The sequence below is a fragment of the Acidimicrobiia bacterium genome (assembly GCA_030584185.1).
In the GTDB taxonomy this organism is placed as follows: Bacteria; Actinomycetota; Acidimicrobiia; order Spongiisociales; family UBA11373.
Genome location: CP129495.1, coordinates 353,114 through 372,428, shown reverse-complemented (window position 1 = coordinate 372,428; position 19,315 = coordinate 353,114). Strand labels below are relative to the sequence as shown.

Genomic DNA, 19,315 nt, shown 5'->3' with positions numbered 1-19,315 from the left:
CTGCTCCGATGAGCCTGCCTGGTCCCGGTGACGGGTGTACGACGGCATCGGCTGAGTCCCCAGCCATCCCATCGAGGGTCAGTGGTGTCATCCCGCCCGCTCCCGATGTTGCCGACCTGGCCCGCCTGGTGGTGAGATCCCTCGCCGACCATGGGTGCAGTGCCGTCGGCGTCACCGGTGTCGAGCCTTTCCACGGTGCGCGCCGGGGGATCGAGGAGGCGGTGGCTTCGGGGAGGAGCGGGCATCTCGGCTTCACCTTCAAGCGCCCGTACCGTTCCTCCGACATCCGCCGGTCTCTCCCCTGGGCGGCGCGCCTGGTGGTCGCCGCACGCCCTTACCTGCCCGAAGCCGGGGGCCCGGGCCCGGCCGAGCCCGGAACGGTGCGCGTCGCCCGGTTCGCCGCCGTCGACGGCTACGCCCCGCTCGGTGTCGGATTGGATGCGGTGGCGGCCCTCCTCGAGCAGGAGGGATATCGCGCCACCGTGCTCGTCGACGACTCCCGCCTCGTGGATCGGGCGGCGGCGGTGCGTGCCGGCGTCGGTTGGCGAGGCAAGAGTGCGATGGTCCTGGTTCCGGGGGCAGGTCCCTGGGTGCTCCTGGGGTCGGTTGCCACCGACGCCCCGCTGCCGATCACGAAGCCCATGCGGCGCACCTGTGGACGCTGTGAGGCATGCATGCCGGCGTGTCCGACCGGAGCCATCGTGGCACCCGGGGTGGTGGACGCTCGTCGCTGCATCTCGGCCCTCCTCCAGGCGCCAGGATGGATTCCCCGGCCACTGCGGGCAGCGGTCGGTGACCGGTTCTACGGCTGTGACGACTGCCTGGAAGCATGCCCACCGGGATCTCGTCTCCTGGAGGCGGCAGCGCCGACGAAGGGCCGCCATGATGCCGGCGCCCTGCTGGGACTCGACGATGGCACGCTGCGTCGCCGATTCGCCGGCTTCTACGTGCCCGGAAACGACGCCCGCTGGCTGCGCCGCAACCTGCTGGTGGCGCTGGGAAACTCCGGTGGAGCGGCCGCCGTGGGCGTGCTCGCCGGGTACGGCAGAAACGGCGACCCCGTGCTGCGAGGGCACGCCGCCTGGGCCCTGGGCCGGACCGGCTCGGATGGGGCGCGGGCGGTACTGGGGGTGATGGCGGCGACGGAGACCGACGTCCACGTCCGCCAGGAGGTTGCTCTGGCATCGACCGGTAGCCTGGAGTGATGCTGCTGGTGTCGGACGTCCACGGGGCATTTGGCGCTCTCGCCAAGGTGGCGGCCCTGGGGGAGCCTCTGCTGGTGCTCGGCGATCTGCTCAACTTCGTCGATCATCGCACCCACGAGGGCATGCTCGCCGAGGTGGCAGGGCGCGACGCCGTTGCCCGCGTCGCCGAACTCCGCAGCAGAAATGACTGGGAGGGCGCTCGCCGGGTGATGCGCGACATCGCTGCCGGGCGCGAGGAAGAGATTCGCCACGCCTACCGGTCTCTGATCGATGAGGCACACGCCGAGGCGGCGGCGGCGCTCGCCGGTTCCGGCGCCGTGGTGACCTTCGGCAACGTGGACCATCCCGGCCTGCTGGCGGCGGCTCTTCCCGAAGGGGTGCGCTTCGTCGAGAGCGGAGTGATCGAGGTGGAGGGTCTTCGGATCGGGGTCGTCGGCGGAGGGCTTCCCTCGGTGGGCGGGCCCGGAGAGGTGTCCGACGAGGCGATGCGGGAGAGGTTGGACTCGCTCGGCGATGTGGACGTCCTGTGCACCCACGTCGCGCCGGCGGTTCCCCAGTTGTGCACCGATGTCGTCGGAGGCCTGCCCAAGGGCTCGACTCCGGTCAAGGAGTACTTGCTCGAGAGCGGCCCGCGCTGGCACTACTTCGGTGACGTGCACCAGCCGCAGGCGACTCGATGGCGCGTGGGGCGAACGGCATGCCACAACGTCGGCTACTTTCGAGCAACGGGGCGACCGGTTCGTCACTTTCCTTGATGGCCCCGGCCCGGCGGTTTCCCTGCGGGTCTCGCTAGCCTCGCTGTCATGGATGGAACCGTGCGCACTTCGGAGGCAGCCGCCCCCCCGGAGGTCGTCTTCTCGGTGGCGGCCGATCTCGCCGCCTACCCGGAGTGGGCTACCGGCGTGGCCGCCGTCGAGATCCTGGAGACCGATGCCGACGGCAGGGCAGGGCGCGCCCGCTTCGAGGTCGACGGGTTCATCAAGCGGATCACCTACGAGCTCGAATACGAGTACCAGGCCCCGAATCGCATCTCATGGAGCGCAGTGCCCGGAGAGGACATCGAGGAGATGGAGGGTTACTACGAGTTCAGCGCGCGAGATGGGGGAACCGAGGTGGTGTACGCCCTCCGGGTGAAGCCCGCATTCGCCGTGCCCGGGTTCCTCAGGAGGCAGGCCGAGAAGCAGATCGTCCAGGCGGCGCTGCGCGGCTTGACGCGACGCGCCGAGGAGCTGGCGAGCGCCGGATGAGGGTGCTCCTCATCACCGGCAAGGGAGGCGTGGGCAAGACGACGGTGGCGGCGGCCACTGCCCTGCGCTGCGCCGAGTTGGGCCATCGCACCCTGGTGATGTCCACCGATCCGGCACACAGCCTCTCCGATGCCTTCTCCGTCCCCCTCGAGGACACTCCGACCGAGATCGTGCCGGGCCTGCTCGGCCAGCAGATCGATGCCCAGCGTCGCCTGGAGACCCACTGGGGGAAGGTGCGCGACTACCTGGCCGATCTCTTCGACTGGGGTGGCGCGCAGGGCATCGCCGCCGAGGAGCTGGTGGTCCTGCCGGGCATGGACGAGCTGTTCGCTCTGGCCGAGGTCCAGGATCATGTCGCGTCCGGCGCCTTCGACGTCGTCGTCGTCGACTGCGCCCCCACCGCGGAGACTCTCCGCCTGCTCAGCCTTCCCGACGTGCTCGGCTGGTACATGGAGAAGCTGTTCCCGCTGGAGCGCAGGGTGGCGCGTGTCGTCAGGCCGGTCCTGTCGCGGGTGATGTCCATGCCATTACCCGGCGACGACGTGTTCGAGGCCGGGGAGGGGTTCTACGGCCGGATAGCCGGGGTGCGGAGGGTTCTCGCCGACCCCGCCATCACCAGTGCCCGGCTGGTGATGAACCTGGAGAAGATGGTGGTCAGCGAGGCGCGCCGCACCTACACGTACCTGGGACTGTTCGGCTACGCCGTGGATGCGGCCGTGGTCAACCGGATCATTCCCGAGGAGGTCACCGACCCCTACTTCAAGCGCTGGCGAGAGGTACAGGCGGAGCATCTGACCACAGTCGACGAGGCCTTCGCCGATCTGTCCCGCCTCCACCTGCGGCTGTTCGACGAGGAGATGGTCGGCGTGGACCGATTGCGAATCGTGGGGGAGGAGCTCTACCGCGATCTGGATCCGACCGACCGCCTCGCCGAAGCGGATCCGTTCCGAGTCTTCGAGGAGGGGGGAGAGGTGGTGCTGGCCCTGCGCCTGCCCCTGGCCGAGAAGGGCGAGGTGGACGTGATGCGACACCACGACGACGTCTACGTGACGGTCGGGCCTTACCGGCGGTCCCTGGCACTGCCGGACTCTCTGCGCCGGCGCGAGCTGATCGGTGCCAGGCTCAGCGAAGGTGAACTCTGGGTTCGTTTCGGAGATCGCCGTGGATGAGCATCACCAAGGCCACGAGATCGGGGACGCAACGCGGCGCGGGTTGCAGCGTGCCGGGCTCCACTTCATGAAGGCGGCGATAGAGGTCGTTGCCGGGGTGAGCGCCTTCCTCGAGGAGATCGGCTCGGCCCCAGCTCACGATGACGCCCAGGAGGAGGGGAGCGGTCCGCAGCACATCGACGTCGAGTGAGCGGGCCTGGCGGCGACGGCCTACTCGTGCCCCGGGGATCGCTTCCGGCGAAACCGAGAAACCCGGCCCTTGGAGGGCCGGGTTTCGCATCGGGCTGAGATCGCTCAGGCGTCCACGTCGACCTTGATCTTGCGGGGCAGAACCTCCGGCCGACGGGGAACGGTCACCTCGAGGATGCCGTTGTCGGCGTGTGCGCTCACCTCGCCGGCATCGAGACCTTCGGGCAGGACCAGTGTCCGCTTGAACTCGCCGGCGAAGATCTCCCGGCGATGGAACCCGTTGGTCTGTGTGGTCTCGTCGAAATGGCGCTCTCCCGAGATGGTCAGGGTGCGGTCTTCGACGGTCACGTCGATGTCGTTCGGGTCGATGCCGGCGACCTCGACTCGTACCACGAGCTCCTTCTCCCGATCGAAGACATCGATTCGGGGCAACCAGCGAGTGGGGCTGGCGGGGGTTCGCTCGACGAGCCGGTCGATGTCGCGCAGCATGGCGAACGGATCGAACGGGGCGAGATCCACGATCATCTCCTTCCTCCTTTCGGTTCTCAGCCGTAACATAGACGATAACTTGAGTGTCGTCAAGATAGATTGGATCACAAGCCACGATGAGATGCACAGCGGATAGCATCCGGTCATGCCCGGAGTACCTCGAACGGTGGCCGTGGACGTCGGCGGCACCAACCTGCGCCTTGCCCTGATCGAGGGGGCGGATCACTTCTTGGACCGCACGGACCTCCCGACGCCGGCGAGCCTCGCCGACGTGCCCGATGCCATCATCACCGCGGCCTCGGGAATGGATGCCGAGGCGGTGGGGGTCGGTGTGGCCGGGCTGGTGCGTCATGACGAGGGTGTGGTGTCGTGGATGCCCCATCGACCCGGCACCGGGGTGGCGGTCGGCACCCGGGTCGCCGAGGCCATGGGGGTTCCCGTGGTGGTCGACAACGACGCCAACATGGCGTGTCTGGCCGAGGCCCGAATGGGTTCGGGCCGGGGGCATCGCGCCGTGCTCCTGATCACGGTGGGGACCGGGATCGGGGCATCGTTGGCACTGGGGGGCTCGGTGGAGCGGGGGCGGGGTCATCTCGGCGAGGTCGGCCACGTGGTCCTGGATCCAGGCGGCCCGGAGTGTCGGTGCGGACTCCGCGGTTGCTGGGAGGCGATGGCATCAGGGACGGCCCTCGATCGCGCCGCCCGGCTCCTGGCGGCTGCAGACCCGCGCGGCGCCCTGGCAGCGGCATGCGCTGGTCGGACCCCGAGTGGCGTCGATCTGGTCGCCGCCGCTCGAGCCGGCGACGCTGACGCCGCGGCGGCGGTCCACGAGGTCGGGTCATGGCTGGGTCGCGGCCTGGGCGCGATGATCGGCGTCTTCGACCCGGACGTCCTGGTGGTCGGAGGCACGGTCGGACTCCTCGACGAGGTGCTCGACCCGGCTCGGGCGGCGATGATGGGGTCCATCCCGGGGGCGGCCCACAGGAGGCCGACCCCGGTGGAACGAGGCGCCCTGGGCGGTGATGCCGGTCTGATCGGGGCGGCACTGGCGGCAGGAGGAGCGACATGAAGGCACCATCTGGGTTGCGGGAGGCGCTGACGACCCTGGCTGCGTCGGCACGCCTGATCTGGCGTCTGGCGATCGACCCTCGGGTTCCGGCCCGGGCGAGAGCGTTCGCCGGTGGAGCCGTCGCCTACGCCCTGATCCCCTGGGACCTGATCCCGGCCCGGCTTCCCGTGCTGGGTCGCATCGACGACGCCGCCGTCCTCGCCATGGCGGCGTTGCGGCTGGTCCGCGCCGCCGGCGACGAGTTGGTCAGAGAACACTGGGACGGGGACCAGGCCGGGTTGGAGGCGTTCACCAAGGCGGTGGAGACGCTCGAGTCGCTGATGCCGGGACGGCTGCGTCGGCTGACCGAGGCGGTGGCAGGTTGAACGCCGGTCGCCTCCTCTTCGGCTCGGTCGTCGTCACACTCGGGGTCGTGTTCCTGCTCGACTCCGCCGGTGCCCTCGATGCCGGGGATGCGCTGGCCCGCTGGTGGCCCGCGGCGATCGTTGCCCTCGGCGTCTTCCACTTCGCCTCGGCGCGAGGGCCTCGGGCGAGCACGCTGGTCCTGGTCGGAGCCGGCCTCGGCCTGCTCGGCGTCACCTCGGGTCTCTTCGGTGCCGACGCCTGGGACTATGTGTGGCCGGTCACCCTGGTGCTGGTCGGACTCTGGATCCTGCTGGGATGGGGACGCCGCTACGGGATCCGACCGTCTGATGACGAGGAGGTGGACGGCATCGCCGTCCTCGGATCAGCACGACTCGCCACCAGGTCGCACTCGTTTCGGCGGGCATCGCTCACCTCGATCCTCGGTGGGATCACCCTCGATCTGACCGAGGCGCTTCCGGTGCCCGGCGGAGCCGAGGTGTCGGTGACCGCCCTCCTCGGCAGCGTCGCCATCCTCGTTCCCCGCGGCTGGCTCGTCGAGATCCGGGGGTTGCCGCTGCTGGGCGGGTGGGACGACACCACCGATCGCAACGCCGTCGGTTCGGGTGCCCCTCGCCTGGAGGTACAGGCTCTGGTGGCTCTCGGCGGGGTCGAGGTCAAGCACTCCGGACGGTGGCGGTGATGCCCCATGCGGTTCTGTTCCCCGGACAGGGGAGCCAGTTCGTGGGCATGGGGGCGGATCTCTTCGATGCGATGCCCGATCTGCTCGGTGACTCCGCCGATGCCGTCCTCGGATGGTCGCTCCGATCCGTCTGCCTGGAGGGTCCCGAAGAGGCGCTGACACGAACCGAAGTGGCGCAGCCTGCCCTGTTCGCACTCGGCTTCGCACTCTTCGCCGCCCTGTCGAGGGTGTCTCCTTCCCCGGCGGCGGCTGCCGGCCACTCCCTGGGCGAGTACACGGCCCTGGCGGCGGCCGGGGTGCTCGGCTTCTCCGAGGGGCTGGCATTGGTGGCGGCCCGGGGCAGGGCGATGAGCACCGCCGCCGACGTCGAGCCCTCGGGGATGGCGGCATTGCTCGGCGCCGGTTTCGAGGAGGCAGAGGGCCTGGCGGCGGCGTGCCGCGGCTCGGGAGGTCGCCTATGGGTGGCCAACATGAACGCCCCTGGACAGGCTGTCGTCGCCGGTGGTGCCGCCGATCTCGAATGGGCCGCGGCCCACGCTTCCGACCACGGCATCCGCCGCGTGATTCCGCTCAAGGTGTCGGGAGCCTTCCACTCCCCGTTCATGGAGCCTGCCGCCGCCGACCTGGCCGAGGCGGTTGCGACCACCCGCTTCGGCTCCGGAGCCTTCCCGGTGTGGTCGAACGCCACCGCCGCCCCCCATGGATCCGACCCGCGATCTGCCCTGCTCCGCCAGCTCACTTCACCGGTGCTCTTTGCCAAGTCCCTCGATGCGATGGCCGCTGCCGGCATCGGAACCTTCGTCCATGTCGGACCGGGCGATGTAACCGCGGGCCTGGCCAGGAGGTCGGTGGAGGGTGCCGAGGTGCTCGTGGTCTCCACGCTCGCCGACGTGGGGGAAGTCGCCCAACGGCTCGCTGCCGTATCCTGAGCGGAGGAGGTCGGATGCCAAACGCGATCATCACCGGTTGGGGGAAGTGTGTTCCCCCCGCCGTGCTGAGCAACGCCGACCTGGAGACCCTCACCGACACCAGTGACGATTGGATCACCACCCGCACCGGGATCAAGGAGCGCAGGATCGCCCACGTCGAGGTGTCGGACATGGCTGCGGTGGCGGCACAGCATGCCCTGGCGGCGGCCGGGCGCACCGCCGACGAGGTCGATCTGCTCTTGCTGGCGACCTGCACGCCCGATCGCCTGGTGCCCGGTGCCGGGACGCTGGTACAGGCGAAGATCGGCGCATCGCGCGCCGCAGCCATGGACATCAATGCCGCCTGCTCCGGCTTCCTCTTCGCCCTCTCCCACGCCGACCAGCTGATCCGTGCCGGCGGCGTCCGGCGGGTGCTGATCATCGGCGCCGAGAAGCTGTCCTTCTGGCTCGACTTCGGAAACCGGTCCACCTGTGTCCTCTTCGGAGACGGCGCCGGGGCGGTGGTGCTGGAGGCATCCGACGAGGAGGGTGGCCTGCTCTCCTTCGAGCTCGGTTCCGATGGCACCGCGGCCCATCTTCTCTACGTCCCGGCCAGCGGCACCGAAGGCAATCCGCTGCGCCAGCAGACCCCCTCGTTTCTCATGGAGGGGCCCGAGGTCTTCAAGCGGGCGGTCACGGCCATGGGCGATGCATCGATGCGGGTGGTCGAGAAGGCCGGCTTGAAGCTGGAGGACATCGACCTGCTGATCCCGCATCAGGCCAACGTGCGGATCATCGATGCCACCGCTCGCCGGCTCTCCCTCGACCCGGCCAAGGTCTTCGTCAACATCGAGTCGTACGGGAACACATCCTCGGCGACGATTCCCATCGCCATCACCGAGGCGTTGGAGCAAGGCCGCATCACGCCAGGGACCGACATCGTCTTCGCCGCATTCGGGGCCGGCTTCACCTGGGCCGCGTGCGTGTATCGATGGGGGCCGCGGGTGGAACCGCTTGGCTCGTCCGACGCCCACCTGCCCCCGACGACCGCAACCGGCCTCGACCTGGTGCTTCCCAACGTCGCCGCCCACGGGAGGTCGGGTTGAGCGACGGGCGGGTGGCACTGGTGACCGGCGGCTCTCGAGGCATCGGCCGCGCCATCGCCCAACGCCTGGCGGCCGACGGCCATCGAGTCGCCGTCAACTATGTGAAGCGTCCCGACGCCGCCGCTGAGGTCGTCGAGGCGATTGCCGCCACCGGCGGTGTGGCGCTGGCGGTCGGGGGCGATGTGGGCGATGCCGATGCGGTGGCGGCCATGTTCTCGGCGGTGGAGTCCGCCCTGGGCCCGGTGGAGGTGCTGGTGAACAACGCCGGGATCACGGCCGACGACCTGTTGGTGCGGATGCGACCCGAAGCCTGGGCGTCGGTGTTGCGCACCAACCTCGATTCGGCGTACCACTGCACGCGAGCGGTCCTGCGATCGATGCTGAAGGCTCGCTGGGGTCGGGTGATCAACATCACTTCGGTCGCCGGCATCGCCGGCAACGCCGGGCAGGCCAACTACTCGGCCGCCAAGGCCGGACTGATCGGGTTCACGCGATCCGTGGCCAAGGAGGTCGGCTCGCGCGGCATCACCGTGAACGCAGTCGCCCCCGGCTTCATCGCCACCGAACTGACCGACGCCCTGGGCGAAGGCGTGCGCCAGGCGGCACTGCCCTCCATCGCCCTCGGCCGGTTCGGCACACCGTCCGAAGTGGCGGCGGCCGTGGGCTATCTTGCCTCGGAAGATGCCTCGTACGTCACCGGCCAGGTGCTGGTGGTGGACGGCGGCCTCGCCATGTGAGGCGGGATGACCAGTAGGAAACCAGACCCGGAGGGAGCCACGGCATGGACCGAGCCGAAGTGGAAGCAAAGATGACCGACCTGCTCGTCGACGAGCTCGGGCTCGATCGCGACCGGATCAACCCGGCAGCGCGGTTCGAGGAGGACCTCGAAGTCGACTCGCTGGGCGTGGTGGAGCTGCTGATGGCGCTGGAGGACACCTTCGGAGTGAGCATCCCCGACGAAGAGGCCGAGTCGATCACCACGGTCGGTGCCGCCGTCGACGCCGTGATTCAGAAGCTCGGGGCCTGATGCAGCGTCGCCGGGTGGTCGTCACCGGCCTCGGCACGGTGAACCCGCTGGGCGGGGACGTCGGGTCGTTCTGGAGCGCCGCTCTGGCTGGGCGTTCGGGGGTTGGGCCCATCACCGCTTTCGACGCCTCGGCGATGCGGACCCGGATAGCAGCCGAGGTGGCCGACTTCGATCCCGAGGAGTACATCGAGCGCAAGGAGGCTCGACGCCTCGACCGATACGACCAGTTCTTCTGGGCGTCGTCACACCAGGCATTGGCCGACGCCGGGATCGACCACGGGGAGACCGACCCGGAGGCGCTACGCGCCGGGGTGGCGGTCGGCTCCGGGATCGGCGGCATGATCTCGTTCCAGGAGGGGATCGACACCATGCGTCAGCGCGGACCCGACCGGGTGAGTCCGCTGTCGATCACACAGATCATCTCCAACATGGCGGCCGGCCTGGTGTCGATTCGCTATCACCTCTTTGGTCCGAACATCTGCACCGTTACCGCATGTGCCGCCTCGGCCAACGCCATCGGTGACGCCGCCGAGATCATCCGTCGTGGCGCCGCCGACGTGATGGTGGCCGGAGGAGGCGAGGCTCCGATCTGCGAGTTCGCCCTGGCCGGCTTCGGGCAGGCGCGTGCCCTGTCCACGCGCAACGACGAGCCGGAGCGGGCATGCCGCCCGTTCGACGCGGACCGCGACGGCTTCGTGATGGGAGAGGGCGCCGCCACCCTGATCCTCGAGGAGCGCGAGCGCGCCCTGGCGCGCGGTGCCCACATCTACGCCGAGTTCGCCGGCTACGGGATGTCTTCGGACGGATATCACATCACCCTGCCCCGCCCCGGCGGGGGAGGGGCGGCGCGGGCCATGCAGGCCGCGCTCGACGACGCCGGGATGGCGCCGACCGAGATCGACTACATCAACGCCCACGGGACCTCTACCCAGGCGAACGACTCGACCGAGACCGCCGCCATCAAGGCCGTGTTCGGTGAGGCGGCCTACTCGGTGCCGGTCTCCTCCACCAAGTCGATGACCGGTCACCTCCTGGGTGGTGCCGGTGCCCTCGAGTCACTGGCCTGCATTCTCGCCATCCGCGACGGGGTGCTGCCGCCGACCATCAACCATGAGGCCCCCGACCCGGAGTGCGACCTGGACTATGTGCCGAACGTCTCGCGGCCACATCGGGTGCGGTCGGCGATGACCAACTCGTTCGGCTTCGGGGGCCACAACGTCGCCCTGGTGTTCACCGCCCACGAATGACGATGGCCGGCGCGGGTTCAGGTGCGAGGCAGCAGGGCCAACTGGCGGGACTGGGCGACCAGGCGACCCTCTGAGTCCCACACCTCGCCGTCCTCCTCCAGGAACCCGCCGGTGACGAACCTGGTGGAGAAGGCACCGCGCAGCCATCCCGGCGCCGGCCGGGCCCGGATGTGAGCGGTCAGCTCCAGGGTGGGCACCCAGGCCACGGGCAGCCCGGCGAAGAAGATGGTGGGCGGGAAGGCGTCGACCGCCACCAGCAGCCCGGTCGTGTCCATGGGCTCGGCCTCGCCGAGACGAAACCATCCGGCCACCCGTGGAGGGCCCGGCTCTCCCCATCCGGAGAGCGTCTGGGCGGGGAGCCTGAGGTCGACCCGACCCATGAACGGCGGGGGGAAGGTCTCGGTGGGGGTCACCGGCAGGCACTCCGCGACCGGGGGGAGATCGGGAGGACCGGAGCCCATGAGCTCCGTGGTCGGGGTCGCGTCGTCGAGGTCGGAGAACGAGCCGAGCATGCGCAGCAGCGGGCGAGAGGCATCCCTGAGCTCCGTGGAGACGGTGGCGAAGCGCCGCCCCGACTTGACCACCTCGACGTGGGCGGTCACTCGCCCCGGCTTCCCGGGTGCCAGGTAGTGGGCGGTCACGGTCACCGGGTCGATCCGGCCGCAGGTGAGCGACGCCGCTCGGGCGGCGATCGCCAGAAGGTAGCCGCCGTTGGCTGCGCCGGCGATGTCCCATCCTGGGGCGATGGAACCCTCCCAGACACCGTCTTCGAGGCGGCGCAGTGCGGTGGCGGCAGCGAAGGTCATCGCCGGCTCCTCGGAGCAGGAGCAGTTCTCAGCACGTCGGGGGCCGCTCCTCGGGCGGACCCTCGACAGGGACGGTGAGCTCGCGATCGGCCAGGTTGCGCCACTCGCCCAGGGATCGTGCCGCCAGCACGGCGACCACCCCGACGCCAACAGCGCAGGCGAGGGCGACCACCAGGCCGATGGAGACGGCCGCCGGCGCGCAGCCCGCGGTGCATGAGGCGTCGGTTACGTAGAACCCGATGACCCCGCCGGTGACCGCCGCAACCACCACCGGAATCAGGAACCAGGGGTTGGGGAGCTTCATGGCTTCTCCGGTCTGCCCGACCGGTCGAGTCCGGCGGCCTCGAGGACTGCGGCGGGCGCCAGTTCCGGAGGGAAGCGAACCGCTTCACCCGCCATGGGTGGGACCAGCGGAGCCACAGCCACCCGAACTTCCCGCTGCCAGGCGAGTACGGCGACGACCGCGCCGGACGCCACCGCGACTGCTCCTCCGTAGCGACCCGCCGCGTAGGCGATGGCGATGGCGAGCACCGGGTGGGCGAAGCGGGCCGCCGTCGATGCACCGGGGACGGCGCGAGCCACCGCCCAGGCGAGAAGCAGGCACCAGGCGGCGAACGCCCAGGAGGCCCAGGTCACGCCCGTGGGAGATGCGATGGCGAGCAGCGTCGGGACCGAGACCAGCGCGAAGAGGAGAGCGGCGGCCGCCCGAGGAGGGGCTTCGGTGGCGGGCAGCCGCCGAAGCCAGCGCTGCGGCCAGGGGCCGGCCATCGCCGCCAGGAGCCCTGCTCCGAGTACCACCGAGGCCGAATGCCAGGGCGACTCGCCGACCACTCCCAGCCCTACCCAGAGCAGTGCCAGTGCAAGTCCTAGGTCACGGGCCCAGCGGGCGCGGGCCAGAAGGAACCCCACGGCGACGATCGTCCCCAGGATCGTGTTGCCGGCCGCCAGGAGGAGGGCGGCATCGGACGAGAACGGCGCCGGGGTCAGCGCTAGGAGTACGGCACCGAACACCATCGGAGCGACGACGAGTGAGGTGACGATGAGCGGTGCAAGCGGCACCGGTCCATTATCCCCCGTCGGACGGAGAGGCGGATCAGCGTTCCGGTCTGGTGTCGATGAAGCCGGGGATCCGCTGCTTCCCGATGAGGCTGAAGTATCGGTACAGCTTGGGCTCGAGCTCGCTGAAATCGAACCGGAAGGTGTCGCCCTCCTTGAGCAGGGGGCTCTCGAAGATCGGCTTGCCGTCTTCGCCGCGGGTGCTGGCGATCAGCGTGTACTCACGCGGGGCGTCCTCGTGGTGCCACTCCACGATCCAGGATTCGTTCAGGTCCAGGGTGACGTTGGACGGGGAGAAGCTCCCGTTGGTGATCCGCACCACGAAGATTCCGGCATCGGTCGGCTCCGTGGTCGTCGTGGTCGCCGGCTGCTGGTCGAGGGCGATCGCCGACGCCGATGGCCCGCTGGCACACGCCGTCAACAGCAGGCTCGCCGCGGCCCAAGCTCCGATCAGACGCCTCACCTTCGACTCTCCTCTCCCGGCGGTCGCCGGATTGTAGGGCCAACCCGATATCAGGTGGGTGAGTCGGCCGCGGGCTCCCAGGCAGCCACCTCATCCCACGCCAGGCCATCGGCTACCAGGGTGATGACGCAGGCATGTCCCGGCTTGTCCACCGACAGCGAAGACCAGGAGATCCCACGGAGGGAGAGGCGCAGTGCCTGCACCGGATCCTGATGGGAGACCAGCACCACGACCTTCCCGGGGTGGGACCGTCCCAGGCCGTCGACGACGGCGCTCATCCGTCGTCCGACTTCGTCGATGCTCTCCGGGGAGAAGGGGAGGTTGGCCGGGTCGGCCAGGTAGGCCTCGACCTCGCCCGGGAAGCGTCCCGGGAGGTCGACCCAGCGCACCCCGGCCCAGCGGCGCGACAGATCCCACTCACGAAGCCGCTCGTCGACCATGGGGGTTGTGCCGATGGCGGCGGCGATCGGCGCCGCAGTCTCGCGTGCCCGGGCGATCGGGGAGGTGACCACCAGATCGGCCCCCAGGGATCCGATTCGAGCCGCGGCGGCCCGAGCCTGTTCCCGCCCGAGGTCGGAGAGGACGAACCCGGGTAGGTCGGCGTAGACGACTCCGTCCGGGTTGTGCACCTCGCCGTGTCGCACGAGATGGAGGCTGTGAAGCACGGCGGACGAGTCTAGGGACGGGCACTCGCTGCAGGTTTGTGACCCCGACCACCGGTATAATCGGCTCCCGAAGAGCGGAGACCTGCGATGCCCCTCGACGACAGAGAACAGCGGATCCTCGAGGAGATAGAGCGGCAGTTCTATCAGGAGGATCCAAAGCTCGCCGCTTCGGTGCGCGATGCCAGGGTCGCCACCACCGCTTCTCGCAATCTCCGCTGGGCAGTGTTGCTCTTCGTCATCGGCTTCGCTCTGATGCTCGGCTTCTTCACCCGGCAGACCCTGGTCGCCCTTCTCGGCTTCGCCGCCATGGTGGCGGCCGCCGCCTGGACCGTGGCCATCCTGCGCCGCCGGTTCGGTGTGGGCGTCGGCTCGCCGGATTCTTTCGCCTCCAGGCTGCGGCGGCGGCGACGGGACCGCTAGAGTCGCCGTTCTCGGGAAGACTCCGCCACGGACGCAGCTTCGTCCTTGGCCACGACAGGGAGAGGGAAGGTCTTGGAGGCGTTCAGTGCTCAGCAGGCTTGTCGGTTGACCGGGTGCACCGCGCACCAACTTCGTTACTGGGACCGAGTGGGGCTGGTGGTTCCATCCCTGCAGGGAACCGGCGGCCGACCCGGTAAGCGGCGTCTCTATTCGTTCCGCGATCTGGTCGCCCTGCGCGTCGTCCGCTCGCTCCTGGACAACGGCATGTCGGTACAGCGGGTGCGGCGTGCCTGGGACTATCTGCGACGCACGGCGGACATGGACTCGCATCTCGCCGAGGTCAAGCTGGTCACCGACGGCAAGTCGATCTTCAGGGTCGCCTCCGACGAGGAGGAGCTGATCGATGCCCTGCGCGAAGGGCAGCTGGCGTTCTTCGTCGCCATCGATGAGATCACCCGGGAGGTGGAGGAGGACGTGACCCGGTTCGAGCTGGACCGCGAACAGTTCCTCCTAATGCTGCGTCGCGTCGAGGACGACGTGCAGGGAGAAGCCGCCCAGGGCTGACCGCACGAGCCCGGAGTCAGCCGTTGCGGCGGCGCCGCAGCAGCGAGGCGGGTCTGAGCCGGGCGGTGAGGCGTCGCCACGGCGAGAAGCGTGCAGCAAGGGTCTCCTCGGCACCATCGAGGGAGCGAACCGCCAGCGCCACCATCCCGGCGTCGGCATCGCGTGACGGACCGTACTCGACAGCCCCGTACAACGTCGCCAACGGCTCGACGGCCCTTCCAATGCCACGGGCGAACTCCATCGGTGTGGTCGCCGGGGTGGGGCCGTGGCCCAGATCGGCCATTCGATCGACGATCTCATGCCAGGCAGCGGTGATGTCACCTGCACCGAGCCGAGCAAGGCGCCGACGCCGGCGCAGCCACTTGGCACCAGGGACCACGAGGACCAGAGCGAGTACCAAGGCAATACCTGCCAGGGCGAGGTCGAGCCACACCGAAGCAGGGCCGGGCGAAGCCTGTCCCACCGGCGCCTCCTCCGGTGTCGTGTCGGTCGCGGTGCCGCCCTCGCCCAGGTCTCCGGCGATGGGCGGCGCTGGGTCGTCACCGTTGGGCTGGGGAACGGCGTCGATGTCGGGCGCCAGGGTCGAGAGGTCGAGACCGAGGCTCTCGCCGGTTCCGAAGCCGGCGCCGTCGGCTCGTGGTGTGGAATCGAACCGCACCCAGCCCTGACCGCCCATCCACATCTCCACCCAGGCGTGGGCGTTGCGGTCGCGCACGAGGAGGCGCCCATCCTCGAGGAGGGTGCCCGGGGTGAAACCGAGCACCACTCGGCTCGGGATCCCGACGGCCCGGGCCATCACCGCCAGGGCGGTGGCGAACTGCTCGCAGTAGCCGGTCCGGTAGTTGGGGCTCGACGGATCGAGGAGCCAGGCCTCGAGGTCGACGGCGCCGTGGCCGGTCTCCACGTCGGTCGAGTAGGCGAAGGCAGCCCCGTCGCGGAAGAACGACTCCAGTGCCAGGGCGCGTTCGAATTCGGTCTCCAGATCCTGCGTGATGGAGTACGCCAGCCAGCGCAGGTCGGGGCCCACCGTCTCGGGGAGTTCGAGGTAGATCTCGCGGTCCGGTGCCGGTCGGGTGGTGACGAGGCGCGGTGTCGGATCCAGGTCGAGCCGATTCGCAGCCACCGCCTCGGCGAAGATCGTCGACAGGGCACCATCGGGGCGCCGGGCGAGGGCGTCGACCTCGGGTCGCGGCACCTGGGACCGGACCGTGTATGACATCCCCTGATAGGTGATCGGGGCGTAGCGCAAGGAGGCGTCGTCGCCCTTCACTCGGAACCCGTGCTCGACGGCGTCGTTGGCGGAACTGACGGCGACTGGGGCGTATGGTGCGGGCATCCAGTCCATCACCAGCCCGTGGATGGTGATGTCGGCCAGGACGGTGCCCACTTCTCCGGCGAAGGCGTGCCCTGAAGGTTCGTAGGACTTGAGGTCCTCGGGCGCCAGGACCTTGGCGTCCTTGCCCACCGACCACTGCTCTCCGTCGAAGGTGTCCAGGGTGATCAGCCTCCAGTAGATCTCTTCGGGATGAAGGTCGCCGGAGACGGTGGCCAGGAACACCGGCACGTTGGTGGGGGAGATGAGCTGCTGACGGATCCCGACGAACGGGTTGTAGGAGACGCTCCCGAAGTAGTCCCCGGTGAGCCCACCCGTGTAGCGCCAGTCGAGGTAGCCGTTGCGAGGCACCAGCGGGGTTGCCGCCGATACGGCCACCAACGCCGTGGCCAGTGTGACCGTCAGCGTCACCACACCGATGGCGGGGAGGGTGCGGACGAGCAGGCGCCTGCCACCGTTGAGGCGCCCGGTGGCTGCACCCCGCCGGTCGACCGCAACGGCCATCAGGGCCAGCCCGATGGCCGCCATGAATCCGGTGGTCCACCAACCTGCGGCCCTGCGGTCCATCACGGCGAACTCGAGATACACCACGAGCGGAGTCAGGACGGCGGCGTAGGGTCTGTCGGAGCGAAGGCCCCACACCAGCAGCGCTCCCAGCAGCCAGAAGACGGCGGCGAGGATGGCGATGATCCCGTCGACCGGAGGAACCGGGGCGACCCCCGATCTGATCGCATCGCGCGCCAGTGCGAGCTGTTCCCCGATGGCGCCTGGAGAGGCCGAGGTGGGCAGCAGCCACCGGGTCGTCTCCGGGGCGGCGATGCGCACCACCAGCAGCACCATGGCCACCAGGTCGATGACGGCGATCACCCAGCCGGGAGCTCTCCTTGCCTTGGCGACAGCGGTGAGGCCACCGCCAAGGATCGCAGCCACCACCACCACGACCTGCCAGGGCAGCCCGCTTTCGGCGGGCTGGAGGAGACGCGACACGCGCCCCAGGGCGAGGGCGATGGCGCCGATTCCGGCGATCCAGGTCAGGCGGTAGACCATGAGAGCTCCATCGCCCGTGTCCACGGCGTCGCCCACGCTCGGCCTGGTGGGGCGACCACCGGGAGGGCCCCCAGATTCACCAGGGTGGCCAGTAGCTGCCCGTCGGCATCATCGGCGGTGAGGACGATCCTGCGACCGAACCCGGGAGCCAGCGCCCGGTAGGCGGCCAGAGCCGTCTCATCGAGCCGCGCCGTCACCAGCAGGAGGATGCCGCCACCGTGACGCCGACGCAGCCGCATCAGGCTCCTGGTCGGATCAGGGTCGTGGGTCGGCGTCGCCCGAGCCAGGAGATCCATGGCATGGCGGTACCCGTCGCCGTTGGCGGCACCTTCGACCGTCGAACCGAAGGCGAGTTCGGTGGAGAACCCGGCAGAGAAGAGATGGGTCAGCACCGACGCGGCGCCGATCACCGCCTGCTCGAATGCTTCGGGGTCGGTGCCATGCCTGGGGTCGAGGGCGACCAGTGCCTTCTCTTGAGGGTGGATCTCGAACTGACGGATCATCAGGGTGTCCCGCCGTGCCGACGATGGCCAGTGGACCTTTCGCAGATCGTCACCCACCTGATACTCCCGCATCGTGTAGAAGTCGTGAGATCCGGTCGGTGAGAACACTGGTCGATTGCGGTGCCTGCTCGCCTCCAGGCCGTGCATCCGCGGGAGTCCCATCAGCTTCTCGACGATCGGGTACACCACCAGCCGGTCTGCGGTCCCCACCCGACGGCTCCGTTCGCTGAGGCCGAAGGCGTCGCTCACCGTCACCACCGCGGGGCCGACCTCGTAGGCGCCACGGCGATGGCACTCCACCTCGTATCTGGCGACCACTGGCTGGAGCGGGGCGAGGCTCCCGGCGGCGAAGCGGGCGAGACCGAGCCCGTGAACGGCGTCCACGACGGCTACGTTGCGCAACCTCCTGCCCACGAAGGGCACGAGTTCCAGCTCCACCACGACGGTGTCGCCGGCATGGATCTGCGCCGGTGCCAGGCGTCTCGCCACGAGCACCTCGGGGGTGTTGAGCCGCACGAAGATCGTTCCCACCGTCACCGCGGCGAGCAGGAACATGGCCGTCGTCATCAGTTCGATCTCGCCGAAACCGACCCAGAGCAGGAGCAGGGCTGCGGCGACGCCGGTGGCGGCCCACCCGCGTCCCGTCGGCATCAGGCTCTGACCCCGCTCCCTGGCACCGGGACTCCGGCGGCCACCGAGTCGACGACGTCGTCGATGGCGATCCCTCGCATCTGTGCCTCGGGTCTCAGGATGAGGCGGTGGGTCAGGACCGGACGCAGCATGGTCTTCACGTCGTCCGGGGTGACGTAGTGGCGTCCTTGCTCTGCGGCGCGGGTGCGAGCCATCCGCTGGAGGAACAGGGTGGCGCGCGGCGACGCACCGAGAAGGAGGTCGGGGTCGGTGCGCGTGGCCTCCACGGTGTCCACCAGGTACTGCTTGATGGCATCGGAGACGTACACCCGTCGAGCCATGTCGATCATCCGCCCGACCTCGGCGCCGGAGACGACGGGCTTCAGGGAGTCGAGAGACGAGCCGCGTCCGTGGGTGTCGAGGATCTCCAGCTCGGTCGTGCGCGACGGGTACCCCATGACCAACCGCACCATGAAGCGATCCAACTGTGCCTCGGGCAGGGGGTAGGTCCCTTCGTGTTCGATCGGGTTCTGCGTGGCGACGACCATGAACGGCGGCGGAAGGTGGTGCGTGGTCCCGTCCACGGTCACCTGACGTTCTTCCATCGCCTCCAGCAGGGCTGCCTGCGTCTTGGGGCTGGCACGGTTGATCTCGTCTCCGAGGACGATGTTGGCGAACACCGGTCCCCTGCGGAACACGAACCCGCCCCGATCCCGATCCCACACCGAGACGCCGGTCACGTCGGACGGGAGCAGATCGGGCGTGAACTGGACTCGCTGGAAGGAGCAGTCGATGCTGCGCGCCAGCGACTTGGCGAGCAGGGTCTTGCCGACCCCGGGGACGTCCTCGACGAGGACGTGACCCTCGGAGATGAGGGCCATGACCACGAGGTCGACCACGAGGCGTTTGCCCTGGATCACGCGCTCGACGTTGCCGGCGACGGCATCGAACTGGGCGGCGAACCAGTCGAGTTCGGCCTGGCCTACCGGCGGTGTGGTCAACGGTCCTCCTCGATCCGGCCCGGGGAGACTATCAGCGCGTGGGGCTTGCGCTCGACCTTCGGCCTGCTGGAGTCCACCGCCGCCGAGAGTGGCGGGTGACGCTACCCTGGGTGTTTCATCGACCAC

Annotated in this window: 24 protein-coding genes; 15 read left to right on the top strand and 9 right to left on the bottom strand. The window is 69.5% G+C overall.

Annotated features, from left to right (window positions below; translation table 11 throughout):
- Window positions 1–8: 8 nt before the first annotated feature.
- The 5 genes from QY307_01920 to QY307_01900 are packed head-to-tail and all read left to right on the top strand — an operon-like array spanning window position 9 to window position 3,811.
- Window positions 9–1,205, top strand: coding sequence for a 4Fe-4S double cluster binding domain-containing protein (locus tag QY307_01920; protein WKZ83034.1), 1,197 nt, complete (start codon window positions 9–11; stop codon window positions 1,203–1,205).
- Entirely contained in the window at window positions 1,205–1,960 is a 756-nt protein-coding gene (locus QY307_01915) for a metallophosphoesterase (protein WKZ83033.1), read from the top strand. The genes QY307_01920 and QY307_01915 overlap by 1 nt, the downstream gene beginning before the upstream one ends.
- Window positions 1,961–2,008: 48 nt before the next feature.
- Complete coding sequence (locus tag QY307_01910; GenBank protein ID WKZ83032.1) at window positions 2,009–2,452, top strand: SRPBCC family protein; 444 nt, start codon at window positions 2,009–2,011, stop codon at window positions 2,450–2,452.
- Window positions 2,449–3,621 (top strand): ArsA family ATPase, encoded by a 1,173-nt coding sequence (locus QY307_01905; protein WKZ83031.1) that lies wholly within the window; start codon window positions 2,449–2,451, stop codon window positions 3,619–3,621. The genes QY307_01910 and QY307_01905 overlap by 4 nt, the downstream gene beginning before the upstream one ends.
- Entirely contained in the window at window positions 3,614–3,811 is a 198-nt protein-coding gene (locus tag QY307_01900; GenBank protein WKZ83030.1) for a hypothetical protein, read from the top strand. The genes QY307_01905 and QY307_01900 overlap by 8 nt, the downstream gene beginning before the upstream one ends.
- Window positions 3,812–3,915: 104 nt before the next feature.
- Here QY307_01900 and QY307_01895 read toward each other — a convergent pair whose 3' ends face one another.
- Window positions 3,916–4,335 carry an Hsp20/alpha crystallin family protein gene (locus QY307_01895; GenBank protein ID WKZ83029.1) on the bottom strand — a complete coding sequence of 140 codons (420 nt, stop codon included), beginning with the start codon at window positions 4,333–4,335 and terminating at the stop codon, window positions 3,916–3,918.
- 109 nt (window positions 4,336–4,444) lie between these two features.
- On the opposite strand from QY307_01895, the gene QY307_01890 reads away from it, so the two are divergent.
- Genes QY307_01890 through fabF form a run of 8 tightly spaced genes read left to right on the top strand, consistent with a single transcriptional unit; the run spans window position 4,445 to window position 10,701 of the window.
- Complete coding sequence (locus QY307_01890) at window positions 4,445–5,368, top strand: ROK family protein (protein WKZ83028.1); 924 nt, start codon at window positions 4,445–4,447, stop codon at window positions 5,366–5,368.
- Complete coding sequence (locus QY307_01885) at window positions 5,365–5,733, top strand: DUF1232 domain-containing protein (GenBank protein ID WKZ83027.1); 369 nt, start codon at window positions 5,365–5,367, stop codon at window positions 5,731–5,733. Before QY307_01890 ends, QY307_01885 begins: the two co-directional genes overlap by 4 nt.
- The gene (locus tag QY307_01880; GenBank protein ID WKZ83026.1) at window positions 5,730–6,413 is read left to right on the top strand and encodes a LiaF-related protein; all 684 of its coding nucleotides are present in this window, start codon (window positions 5,730–5,732) and stop codon (window positions 6,411–6,413) included. The genes QY307_01885 and QY307_01880 overlap by 4 nt, the downstream gene beginning before the upstream one ends.
- Complete coding sequence (locus QY307_01875) at window positions 6,413–7,342, top strand: ACP S-malonyltransferase (GenBank protein ID WKZ83025.1); 930 nt, start codon at window positions 6,413–6,415, stop codon at window positions 7,340–7,342. Before QY307_01880 ends, QY307_01875 begins: the two co-directional genes overlap by 1 nt.
- 14 nt (window positions 7,343–7,356) lie before the next feature.
- Window positions 7,357–8,427, top strand: a complete 1,071-nt coding sequence (locus QY307_01870) for a beta-ketoacyl-ACP synthase III (protein ID WKZ83024.1) — start codon at window positions 7,357–7,359, stop codon at window positions 8,425–8,427.
- Complete coding sequence (gene fabG, locus QY307_01865; GenBank protein ID WKZ83023.1) at window positions 8,424–9,164, top strand: 3-oxoacyl-[acyl-carrier-protein] reductase; 741 nt, start codon at window positions 8,424–8,426, stop codon at window positions 9,162–9,164. Before QY307_01870 ends, fabG begins: the two co-directional genes overlap by 4 nt.
- A gap of 44 nt (window positions 9,165–9,208) precedes the next feature.
- Entirely contained in the window at window positions 9,209–9,454 is a 246-nt protein-coding gene (gene acpP, locus QY307_01860) for an acyl carrier protein (GenBank protein ID WKZ83022.1), read from the top strand.
- Window positions 9,454–10,701: a beta-ketoacyl-ACP synthase II gene (gene fabF / locus QY307_01855; GenBank protein ID WKZ83021.1), complete on the top strand. Its 1,248-nt coding sequence runs from the start codon at window positions 9,454–9,456 to the stop codon at window positions 10,699–10,701. Before acpP ends, fabF begins: the two co-directional genes overlap by 1 nt.
- A gap of 17 nt (window positions 10,702–10,718) precedes the next feature.
- Here the strand turns inward: fabF and QY307_01850 are convergent, their stop codons facing one another.
- Genes QY307_01850 through QY307_01830 form a run of 5 tightly spaced genes read right to left on the bottom strand, consistent with a single transcriptional unit; the run spans window position 10,719 to window position 13,691 of the window.
- Window positions 10,719–11,507: a thioesterase family protein gene (locus tag QY307_01850; GenBank protein WKZ83020.1), complete on the bottom strand. Its 789-nt coding sequence runs from the start codon at window positions 11,505–11,507 to the stop codon at window positions 10,719–10,721.
- Between the two features lie 28 nt (window positions 11,508–11,535).
- Window positions 11,536–11,811: a hypothetical protein gene (locus tag QY307_01845; protein ID WKZ83019.1), complete on the bottom strand. Its 276-nt coding sequence runs from the start codon at window positions 11,809–11,811 to the stop codon at window positions 11,536–11,538.
- Window positions 11,808–12,566 (bottom strand): hypothetical protein, encoded by a 759-nt coding sequence (locus QY307_01840; GenBank protein ID WKZ83018.1) that lies wholly within the window; start codon window positions 12,564–12,566, stop codon window positions 11,808–11,810. The genes QY307_01845 and QY307_01840 overlap by 4 nt, the downstream gene beginning before the upstream one ends.
- Window positions 12,567–12,600: 34 nt before the next feature.
- Complete coding sequence (locus QY307_01835; GenBank protein WKZ83017.1) at window positions 12,601–13,026, bottom strand: hypothetical protein; 426 nt, start codon at window positions 13,024–13,026, stop codon at window positions 12,601–12,603.
- A gap of 50 nt (window positions 13,027–13,076) precedes the next feature.
- Window positions 13,077–13,691, bottom strand: a complete 615-nt coding sequence (locus QY307_01830) for a histidine phosphatase family protein (protein WKZ83016.1) — start codon at window positions 13,689–13,691, stop codon at window positions 13,077–13,079.
- Window positions 13,692–13,778: 87 nt separating this feature from the next.
- Between QY307_01830 and QY307_01825 the strand changes: the two genes are divergently transcribed.
- Together QY307_01825 and QY307_01820 are read left to right on the top strand one after the other, a co-directional pair.
- Window positions 13,779–14,111, top strand: a complete 333-nt coding sequence (locus QY307_01825; protein WKZ83015.1) for a DUF3040 domain-containing protein — start codon at window positions 13,779–13,781, stop codon at window positions 14,109–14,111.
- A gap of 72 nt (window positions 14,112–14,183) precedes the next feature.
- Window positions 14,184–14,675, top strand: a complete 492-nt coding sequence (locus tag QY307_01820; protein ID WKZ83014.1) for a MerR family transcriptional regulator — start codon at window positions 14,184–14,186, stop codon at window positions 14,673–14,675.
- 16 nt (window positions 14,676–14,691) lie between these two features.
- Here QY307_01820 and QY307_01815 read toward each other — a convergent pair whose 3' ends face one another.
- Genes QY307_01815 through QY307_01805 form a run of 3 tightly spaced genes read right to left on the bottom strand, consistent with a single transcriptional unit; the run spans window position 14,692 to window position 19,108 of the window.
- Window positions 14,692–17,055, bottom strand: a complete 2,364-nt coding sequence (locus QY307_01815; GenBank protein ID WKZ83013.1) for a DUF3488 and transglutaminase-like domain-containing protein — start codon at window positions 17,053–17,055, stop codon at window positions 14,692–14,694.
- Window positions 17,040–18,209, bottom strand: coding sequence for a DUF58 domain-containing protein (locus tag QY307_01810; GenBank protein ID WKZ83012.1), 1,170 nt, complete (start codon window positions 18,207–18,209; stop codon window positions 17,040–17,042). Before QY307_01810 ends, QY307_01815 begins: the two co-directional genes overlap by 16 nt.
- Window positions 18,209–19,108, bottom strand: coding sequence for a MoxR family ATPase (locus QY307_01805; protein ID WKZ83736.1), 900 nt, complete (start codon window positions 19,106–19,108; stop codon window positions 18,209–18,211). Before QY307_01805 ends, QY307_01810 begins: the two co-directional genes overlap by 1 nt.
- Window positions 19,109–19,315: the final 207 nt, after the last annotated feature.